This is a genomic window from Phytoactinopolyspora endophytica (assembly GCF_004138495.1).
GTDB lineage: Bacteria > Actinomycetota > Actinomycetes > Jiangellales > Jiangellaceae > Phytoactinopolyspora > Phytoactinopolyspora endophytica.
Genome location: NZ_ML142857.1, coordinates 188,290 through 197,294, shown reverse-complemented (window position 1 = coordinate 197,294; position 9,005 = coordinate 188,290). Strand labels below are relative to the sequence as shown.

Here is a 9,005-nt window from a genome sequence, read left to right as displayed (position 1 = left end):
ATGAACGACAGGAACGCGGACGTGGCGAGGAACGCGGTCACGTTGCCGGCCACCAAGCTGCGGTTCCGGAAAGTCGCAAGTGGAACCAGCGGAGCGGCGGACCGGGCTTCGATCCGCACGAACGCCACCAGCAGCAGCACAGCTGCCGCGAACAGGGCAAGGGTCGACCCGGACAGCCAGCCGTGAGTCGTCCCGTGATGCAAGGTGTAGACAAATAGCAGCAATCCGCCGGTGACGGTGACCGCGCCGGGGAGATCGAGGCGGGTACGGCGGTCGCTGAGCCGGTCCGCGGCCAGGAACATGGCAGCGAGCATAATCAGCACGACGCCGACCGGGATGTTGATGTAGAAGGTCCAGCGCCAGCCAGGACCGGCTGTGAGCAGGCCGCTGGCGACGACGCCGACCGATGCGGCCATCCCGCCGACGCCGCCGAAGAGGGCGAACGCCCGATTGCGTTCCCGCCCTTCGGGGAAGGTGACGGCCAGCAGCGACAGTGCCGCCGGCACGATCAGTGCGGCGCCGAAGCCTTGCAGGGCGCGGGCCGCGATCAGGATCCCGGGCTCGGTTGCCACGCCGGCCAGGACGGACGCGCCGGTGAAGACAGTGAGCCCGGCGAGGTAGATCCGCCGGCGTCCGAACCGATCGGTCATTCGTCCGCCGAAAATCAGGAATCCGCCCAGCAGCAGGCCGTACGCGACGATCACCCACTGCAGGCCGCCGTGGTCGAAGCCGAGATCACGCTGGATCGACGGCAGCGCGACGTTCACGATCGCCATGTCAAGGCTGACGATGGCCTGGGCCGCACAGGCGAGCACCAACACCAAGCCCCGCTTGACCGGCCTGGCCGGGGCTGCTTCGGTGACAGCCCGCACCTCAGGATGGGTCTGTAGCTGTGTCATCGGTATTCCTTCCTCTGCCGGGTTGGTTGACCAACCGACGAAGGAGGTCGTGCCGATATCGACATCGAACAGGCGGAGTTTTGTCCGCCTCAATCGGGGCGAGCGGACACAGATGCGACTTCGGCCAGAACATCCCAGGTCGGTACCGCAGAGCTGTACCGGAGATCGCGTGCGTCCGGTTCGAGGGACACCACGAACCATCAGCGCCGATGGCTACGGAACAGAGGTGGCGGGACTGCCTCTACGCCTGCAGTTTCCAGGTGGGTGAGGGCAGATTGGTGATCCGAGGTCCGCTATCGTCATGGCGGTGAACGCGGCATCCGGGATGCGCCAATGCGGTGCTGGTTGCCGGAATGGGTCACGAACAATGACCTGAGGTGGCGGGCCGCGTGCTGCCGTTCGACGGCAGGGAGACGCTGCGGTGCATCTCGGGCAGCGGGCTCCAGGAGTCGCTGATATGCCAATGGGTGAAGGAGAACGCTAGGTGACTGCAGTACTGACCGCGGTCGTCGTGAGTCTGGTGGTCTCGGTTCTCGGAACGCCAGCGGCGATCCGGGGGCTCGTCCGGCGTGGCTACGGCCAACCGATCCGGGACGAACTCTCGACGAGTCATCAGACCAAGCGGGGCACGCCCACGATGGGCGGCGCGGTGATCATCCTGGCGGCGCTTATCGGCTACGCAGCGGCCCACCTGATTCGCCCGTCCGATCCGTCAGTCTCGGCGTTGCTTGTGCTCGGCCTGATGGTCGGGCTCGGTCTGGTCGGATTCCTCGACGACTACATCAAGGTCTTCAAACAGCGGAGTCTGGGCCTGCGCAGCCGGGCGAAGACGGCTGGGCAGGTGGTCGTAGCGCTTGTATTCGCGTTACTCGCGATCCGGTTCGAGAACGACCAGTCGTTGACCCCGGCGTCGCAGGCCGTGTCGTTCCTGCGCGACACGCCGATCGTCCTGCCAGCCGTGCTGTTCGTGGTCTGGGCGCTGCTGATCATCTCCGGTACCTCGAACGCGGTGAATCTGACCGACGGCCTGGACGGCCTGGCCACCGGCGCGTCAGTCATGGTGTTCGGCGCCTACACGTTCATCGGGATCTGGCAGTTCAACCAGAACTGCCAGACCGCAGCTGGGCCGACCTGCTATGAGGTGCGCGACCCGTTCGACCTTGCCGTCGTGGCGGCCGCCCTGGTTGGCGCGTGCTTCGGGTTCCTGTGGTGGAACGCTTCGCCCGCCAGGATCATCATGGGCGACACCGGGGCGCTCGCACTTGGCGGAGCAATGGCCGGGCTGGCCATCACAACCCGCACCGAGCTACTTCTCGTCATTCTCGGCGGCCTGTTCGCTGCCATCACCATGTCCGTGATGCTGCAGGTCGCCTACTTCAAACTGACCGGTGGCCAACGCCTGTTCCTGATAACGCCGCTCCATCACCATTTCGAGCTCAAGGGCTGGAGCGAGGTCACGATCGTGATCCGCTTCTGGATCGTCGCGGGCGCCTGCGTCGCCGTAGGGCTCGCCATCTTCTACGCGCAGTGGGTTGTCGGGACGTGATTGTCATGGGGCCGCACTAGGCCGATGCGCGGCACTTGCTGACCTCGCTCGGTCTGCAGCCGTGGTTAAGGCGGCTTGCCGCCTTTAACGTGGTGACTCTGGGACGCTATAGAGCTGAGGGATGACTGCCTGGCGGCACTTCACGGACTTCCGCGAGCTCGCAGTACGCGAAGCCACAGTCGATGATCCTCCTGTGGGTTCAGGTCGCCAGCCGGGTGGCGCGGGCTTGGAGGTAGCGTTGTTCGGGCAGGCTCGTCGTCTGGCTGGCGGCCAGTTGGTATGCGGCTCGCGCCGCGGCTGGGTCACCGGTCAGCTCCAGCAGGTGAGCCCGGACTGCGCTGAGCCGATGATGGCTGGTCAGCTGGCCGTCGGCCTCGAGTCTGGCCAGCATCTCGAGGCCCGCCCGTGGTCCGTCGGCCATCGCCCGAGCCACCGCATGGTTAAGCGTCACCACCGGGTTCGGCGCGACGCGTTCCAACAGCCTGTACAGCTCGACGATCTGCGGCCAGTCGGTGTCCTCCACCCTGGTGGCCTCTGCGTGCACCGCGGCGATCGCCGCCTGGAGCTGGTACGGGCCGACCAGCGACCGGGGCAGCGCCTTCTCGACGAGCTCGGTCCCTTCCCGTACCTGCTCGCCCGACCACAGGCTCCGGTTCTGCTCGGCCAGCGGCACCAGCGTGCCGTCCGGCCCGGCCCGGGCCGCGCTTCGGGCATCGGTGAGCAGCATGAGGGCTAGTAATCCGGCCACCTCGCCGTCGTCGGGCAGCAGCTGATGAACCTGGCGTACCAGCCGGATCGCCTCTCCAGTCAGTTCCGCACGCTGGAGCGACGGGCCGCCACTGGCCGTGTAGCCCTCGTTGAAGATCAGGTACAACACATGCAGCACCGCACGCAGCCGTTCACCGCGGTCCTGCTCGGACAGTGGCCCGAACGTCGCCCCGGCGGCGGCGATGTGCTGCTTGGCCCGGCTGATCCGCCGGGTCATCGTCGATTCGGGCACCAGGAACGCGCCGGCAATCTGCGCAGTTGTCAGCCCACCCACAGCACGCAGCGTGAGTGCCACCTGAGACTCAGTCGTCAACGACGGGTGGCAGCACAGGAACAGCAAGTTCAGGGCGTCGTCGGCAGCGGGCGAAACCTCGTCGGCAGGTGACGCCACCAGGTCGTCAAGTGGCACCATAGCCGCGGCTGTGGTTTCCCGGCGCCGACGCGCGGCATCCCTCCGGTACTCATCGACCAGCCGCCGGGTGGCCACGGTGACCAGCCAGCCCTGGGGGTTGCGGGGTAGCCCTTCGGCCGGCCACTGAACGGCCGCGCTCAGCAGGGCTTCCTGGACCGCGTCCTCCGCGGTGTCAAAATCGCCCCACCGGCGTACGAGCGCCCCGAGAACCCGCGGCGCCAGCTCGCGCAGCAGGTCCTCGATGGCGGAGTTTTGGTCGGCCGAGATCACATCTCCATTCCGCCGACGTCCATGATGGGTCGCACCTCTACGCCGTCGAGCCCGGCGTGGGGGTTACGAACGGCGAGTTCCAGCGCACGTTCCATGCTCTCGCATTCGAGCATGTCGTAGCCAGCCAGATGCTCCTTGGCCTCAAGATACGGGCCGTCGGTGATCATCGGATCCACGCTCTGGAGGCGGACGACCTTGGATTGCACTTGGTCGGCCAGCGCGTGCCCGCCGACGTACTCACCGGTTTCGATGAGTTCACGTTCCCAGGCCATGTGTTCACGTACGACCCGGTCGCGTTCCTCCTCGGACAACGCGTCCCAGGTCTGCGGCGAGCTGTAGATCAACAGCATGTACTTCATGCCACTCCTCCTTCGAATGACGGCGTCCGGTATCGGTGCCTCTTACTCGTGAAGTCGAACCCGTGCACGCGAATGCGACACGGCTGACCGCCGTGTCCGGTTGGGCATCCCGGTTCCGACAACGAGGCGAAAGCACCCACCGGATCACCGCCTATACGTAAGGACTAGCCATGACTATCAACCCAGCATCGCACCGCTGGCGAGTGCTGACATTGCTCGCGGCCGCCTATTTCATGACCATCCTGGACTCCACCATTGTGGTGACCGCCCTGCCCAGCATCGGATCGGACCTCGGGCTGGAGGGTACCGGCCTACAGTGGATCGTCACCGGCTACGTGCTAGCCTACGGCGGCTTGCTGCTGTTCTGGGGCCGCACCGCGGACCTGCTCGGCCGCAAGCGTCTGTTCATGGCCGGAAACGGACTATGGGTTCTGTCCTCGTTACTGTGCGGAATTGCGCAGGCCGGTGAGATCCTCATCGCCGGTCGCGTCCTGCAGGGCGTGGCGGCCGCGATCATCGCCCCGGCCGCCTTGTCTATCGTCATGACCACCTTCCCCGAGGGCGCCGCGCGTAACAAAGCGCTCGGTATCTGGGGCGGACTTGGCGGTCTCGGCGCTACGGCCGGTTTGCTGCTTGGTGGTGTCATCACCGATGGCATCGGCTGGCCATGGGTCTTTTTCGTCAACATCCCCATTGGGATGGTCGTACTTGCTCTCTCGCCAGCCATGCTGCCCGAGAGCCGGAGGCCCGGACGCGAGCGCAATTTCGACGCCGCTGGCGCGGTCACGGTCACGGCAGCTCTCGGGCTGCTCGTGTACGCCATCACGGCGATCCCGGAAGCCGGCATGACCAGTGGACGCACGCTTGGCCTGTTGACCGGTGTCGTCGCCTTGGCCGGGTTGTTCGTGATCATCGAGACTCGTTCGGCGGCGCCGTTGGTACCGTTCCGGGCGCTGCGTTCGCGCGTGCTGATCGGCGGCAACGTGCTGATCTTCACCGCCGGGATGGCCGTCGACGGCTTACTGGTCACCCTGACGTCATACGTACAACGCGTGCTCGGCTGGTCGGCCATGCAATTCGGTCTCCTGGCCGCCGTGATGACCGTAACCTCGATCGTCGGCGTCATGTACGGCCAGCACGCCGTGAGCAAAAGGGGCGTCCGGCCAGTGGCCGCGGCCGGAGCTGCCCTGCTTGGCCTCTCCGGCCTGATGCTGACATTCGTGCGAGCCGACGGTTCCGTCAGTCTCATGATCGCGGCGTTGCTCATCTTCGGCGCTGGCCTGGGCGCCGCGTTCGTCAGTTCCCAGATCGCTGCCCTCACCGGGGTCGCGGAGGCGAACTCCGGACTGGCCGCTGGGCTCGCGGATACCTCGTTCAACATTGGCTCCGGGCTCGGTGTCGCGATCACCACCAGCGTCGCGTTCGCCTACACCGAGGCCGCCGGTGGGCCAACACCAGACGGTCTCACCGAGGGATACCAGATGGCCTTCGGTGTCACCGTCGTCATCGCCGCCCTTGGCGTCATCGCAACACTGGCCCTGCTCCGGCGCTCAGCGAAACCCGTCAGCGGCGGCGACGACGTGGGTGACGACCCAAGGTTCCATATAGGAACAGACGACACGGTCCGGCAGACCGCGGAAAGCGACCGACTGTCCGCATGAGTCTCCATAGCGGGTGGCAAATCGCGGCCGCGCGGTTGCTTAGGCAGATGCACAACGGTCGCTTGCGGCGGTGGGCAATCTGGTCGTCACGTTCCGGGATCGTCGTGGCGACGCCGCACTCGCGCAGCCACGCCCGGTTCGCCCTGGATGGGTAGCCCTTGTCCGCCCGCACCTTGCCGTCGGCGACCAGGTGCGTCTTGGTCGTCAACCGCCACGAGAGCGGCCGATCGCGTGATCAGCGGGTTCATCTCCGAACTTCTTGTCATTCGACTGACCGAGACTCGTTGCCCGCGTGCACCACGAAGCGTCTACTGGTCAGACGGGATCTGTGAACGAGATCGGCTTGCCGGTGGCGTGGGCATACGCGATCTCCCTGCTCGTGGACTCGCCGATATACCCGCCGGGGTTGACGACCAGAACGCGGTCAGCCAGGTCGATCTTGCGCAGGTGGAGGGCGTCCAGCGCGGTCTTCTGCTCGTTGGTGATCAACTCGTCTGCTTCGCCTGGCGCAACGACGATGACACCTGCGTAGGTCAGATCACGGTTCGCCGCACGCATCTCGTCCACGAACCGGGTAGAGCCGCAGATGCAGACAATCTCAGGTCGGTCGGGCACGGCTCAATCCTTCGGTCCAACGGAAACCGTCAGTGTGCACGTAGACATCACAGACAGGCACACGAGCCAACAGTTTACGCAGCGAGATGGACACGACGCGGCTGCACCGTCGCAGGCGGGAGGCGCGCCCCGCACTGAGAATGGCGCTGCTCGACGGCGAGGTCTGGGGAGCACCGGCTCACCAGCTTCCTTTAGCAACACGGCCTAGGGCAGGATCTCGACGTACCCGTTCGTTCCGTTCACGCGGATCCGCTGCCCATCTCGGATGAGCCGGGTTGCGTGCTCCACCCCCACGACGGCCGGCAAGCCGTATTCCCGGGCGATCACCGCGCCGTGGGTCATCTGGCCACCCACCTCCGTCACCAGACCGTTGATCGTGACGAACAGGGGCGACCAACTGGGGTCCGTGTGAGCCGTGACCAGGATGTCGCCCGGTTCGAGGTCGGCCTCCGCCATGTCCAGGATGACTCGGGCTCGCCCTTCGATGGTCCCCGCAGAGACCGGCAGGCCGACCAGCGCACCGGTTGGCAGGTCGTCGCGCCGGTATGCTCCGGCGACGGCCTCGCCATCCGACGTGAGCACCCGGGGTGGCGTGAGCGCCTGATACACCTTGAACGCCTCCTTGCGCCGACGGATGAGCTCGTCATCAACCTGGTTCGTACGCACGACGTCGTGAAGTTCCTGCAACCTCAGGAAGAAGATGTCTTCCTTCTCACCGAGCACGCCGGCCCGCACGAGGCGCTCGGCCTCTTCCAGCAGAGCCTGCTTGTACACGAAGTAGCGACTGACCATGCCGTACTTCGGGTACTCCCGGTAACCGATGAACGTCCGGACGCGATCGATCATCCGTTTGGTTTCTTCGGCCTTTTGCTCCCCGTGCGGCAGGGCCCGCAAGCGCTCCAGAAGTTCCTGTTCCTTCTTCCACGCCTCCTGCCGTCCTTGCTCGAAGCGGCGCTCACCGGCGCCCGGCTCGAAGTTCTTGATGTTGGAGAGGAGCATGGGCAGGAGCGTGGTAGGCCGTTCGCTCCAGCGCGGTCTCGTGATGTCGATTTCGCCGACGCAGCGCATGCCGTACGTGTCGAGGTAGGCCTGGATCGCGTCTCGCGCCTCGTGCCCGCCCGCAAACGTGGCTAGCTCGTCCAGGAAGCCCTCGTCTTCGACGTCCTGCAGAAAGGCCACAACATCCGGGTGCGGGCGGATCACGTCCGCGACGCCCAAGAGCGCGAGCCCCATCTCCGAGGTGACGTTGTGGGGGACGGACTGGGTGAGCGTGTCGGCCGCGTTCTTCTCGCCCAGCCACTCCTGCAGTTGCTCGTTGAGCCACCACGTCGCTTGCATCGCCGCCATGAATACCTGATGGCTTTGCGGATCGAACAGGATCCGTCGCAGCTCCTGGAAGTCCGCCAGAATGAAGTCCAGCAACGCACTTCCGGATTTCGTTCGGATGTCGCGTTTCACCGCGGCGATGGAAGACTCGCTGCGCTCGATCAGCTCGGTGACGAGGGCCGGATCGGTCTCGATCGTGGCTGGCACGACGCCGGGGACCGGCTCGCCGGGAACGTCTTCCGAGGGCGACGGGACGAAACCGTCGCGTTCGAGGATGGTCTGCAGCGCGTCCCTGATCAGGGGATCGGACTTCCCCATGACCTCCAGGAGGCCGGCGCGGCTCGTGGGCGAGGCCAGGAGCTGGGTGACGTCGACGAACAGACGCCCGCCGGCCTCAGCCATGGGCCGTGGCGTCGTCAACTGCCAGACGGAGAGGCCCAACGGCTTCATCGGGTCGGTCATCATCTGCTGATGACCGACGGAGACGTAGACGTGGTTGTCTTGATCCTCCGTTGCCGGGATGGGGAACAGCGTGGTGATCGGCCGGCTCTGGACGATCTGGAAGCCACCGTCGACCAGGCACCATTCGATGTCCTGTGGGCTGCCGAAGTGCGCCTCGATCCGGCGGCCCAGCTGCGCGAGCCGTGTTACCTGCGCATCGGTCAGCGCTGGCTGCTCCTGTGACGCAAGCTCGATCGCACGTTCCTGCGTCCCGCCTTCCGGCGAGGCGTGGATGGCCAGCTGCTTGGCAGCGATCGTCTTGTCGACGATCTCGTCGTCCCGCACCTTGTAGACGTCCGCGTTCACCAGACCGGAGACCAGGGCCTCGCCAAGGCCGAAGCTAGCCTCGACGGTGGTGACCTTCCGGTTCGACGTGACGGGGTCGGCCGTGAACAGGATCCCGGCGGCGTCGGAGGAGACCATCTGCTGCACGACCACGGCCATGTGGACCTTGCGATGGTCGAAGCCATTCTGCAGGCGGTAGGTCACGGCTCGCTCGGTGAAGAGGGAGGCCCAGCATCGGCTGACGTGCTTGAGGATGGCCTCCGGCCCTACGACGTTCAGGTATGTGTCCTGCTGGCCCGCAAAGGATGCCGTCGGCAAGTCCTCGGCCGTCGCACTGGACCGGACGGCGTAGGCGGCTTCCTC

7 protein-coding genes are annotated in these 9,005 nt (G+C 65.8%); 2 read left to right on the top strand and 5 right to left on the bottom strand.

Annotated features, from left to right (window positions below; genetic code table 11):
- A partial coding sequence (locus ELR45_RS38340) for an MFS transporter (protein WP_205856846.1) occupies nucleotides 1–899 on the bottom strand: 899 nt, incomplete at its 3' end.
- Between the two features lie 484 nt (nucleotides 900–1,383).
- Between ELR45_RS38340 and mraY the strand changes: the two genes are divergently transcribed.
- Nucleotides 1,384–2,445, top strand: coding sequence for a phospho-N-acetylmuramoyl-pentapeptide-transferase (gene mraY, locus ELR45_RS18730; protein ID WP_129667742.1), 1,062 nt, complete (start codon nucleotides 1,384–1,386; stop codon nucleotides 2,443–2,445).
- A 199-nt stretch (nucleotides 2,446–2,644) separates the two neighbouring features.
- Here the strand turns inward: mraY and ELR45_RS18725 are convergent, their stop codons facing one another.
- Both ELR45_RS18725 and ELR45_RS18720 read right to left on the bottom strand, forming a co-directional pair.
- The gene (locus ELR45_RS18725; protein WP_240759857.1) at nucleotides 2,645–3,895 is read right to left on the bottom strand and encodes an RNA polymerase sigma factor; all 1,251 of its coding nucleotides are present in this window, start codon (nucleotides 3,893–3,895) and stop codon (nucleotides 2,645–2,647) included.
- Nucleotides 3,892–4,254 carry a YciI family protein gene (locus tag ELR45_RS18720; protein ID WP_129667741.1) on the bottom strand — a complete coding sequence of 121 codons (363 nt, stop codon included), beginning with the start codon at nucleotides 4,252–4,254 and terminating at the stop codon, nucleotides 3,892–3,894. The genes ELR45_RS18725 and ELR45_RS18720 overlap by 4 nt, the downstream gene beginning before the upstream one ends.
- Before the next feature lie 170 nt (nucleotides 4,255–4,424).
- On the opposite strand from ELR45_RS18720, the gene ELR45_RS18715 reads away from it, so the two are divergent.
- Nucleotides 4,425–5,915: an MFS transporter gene (locus ELR45_RS18715; protein ID WP_129667740.1), complete on the top strand. Its 1,491-nt coding sequence runs from the start codon at nucleotides 4,425–4,427 to the stop codon at nucleotides 5,913–5,915.
- Nucleotides 5,916–6,230: 315 nt separating this feature from the next.
- On the opposite strand, the gene ELR45_RS18710 is transcribed toward ELR45_RS18715, so the two are convergent.
- The gene (locus ELR45_RS18710; protein WP_129667739.1) at nucleotides 6,231–6,530 is read right to left on the bottom strand and encodes a hypothetical protein; all 300 of its coding nucleotides are present in this window, start codon (nucleotides 6,528–6,530) and stop codon (nucleotides 6,231–6,233) included.
- Between the two features lie 204 nt (nucleotides 6,531–6,734).
- On the bottom strand, nucleotides 6,735–9,005 hold a 2,271-nt coding region (rph, locus tag ELR45_RS18705; RefSeq protein ID WP_240759856.1), incomplete at its 5' end, for a rifamycin-inactivating phosphotransferase.

Bases quoted from the DNA above. Each gene is read 5' to 3' on its own strand.
- ELR45_RS18720 (WP_129667741.1), bottom strand. From the start codon at position 4,254: ATGAAGTACATGCTGTTGATCTACAGCTCGCCGCAGACCTGGGACGCG.
- ELR45_RS18715 (WP_129667740.1), top strand. From the start codon at position 4,425: ATGACTATCAACCCAGCATCGCACCGCTGGCGAGTGCTGACATTGCTC.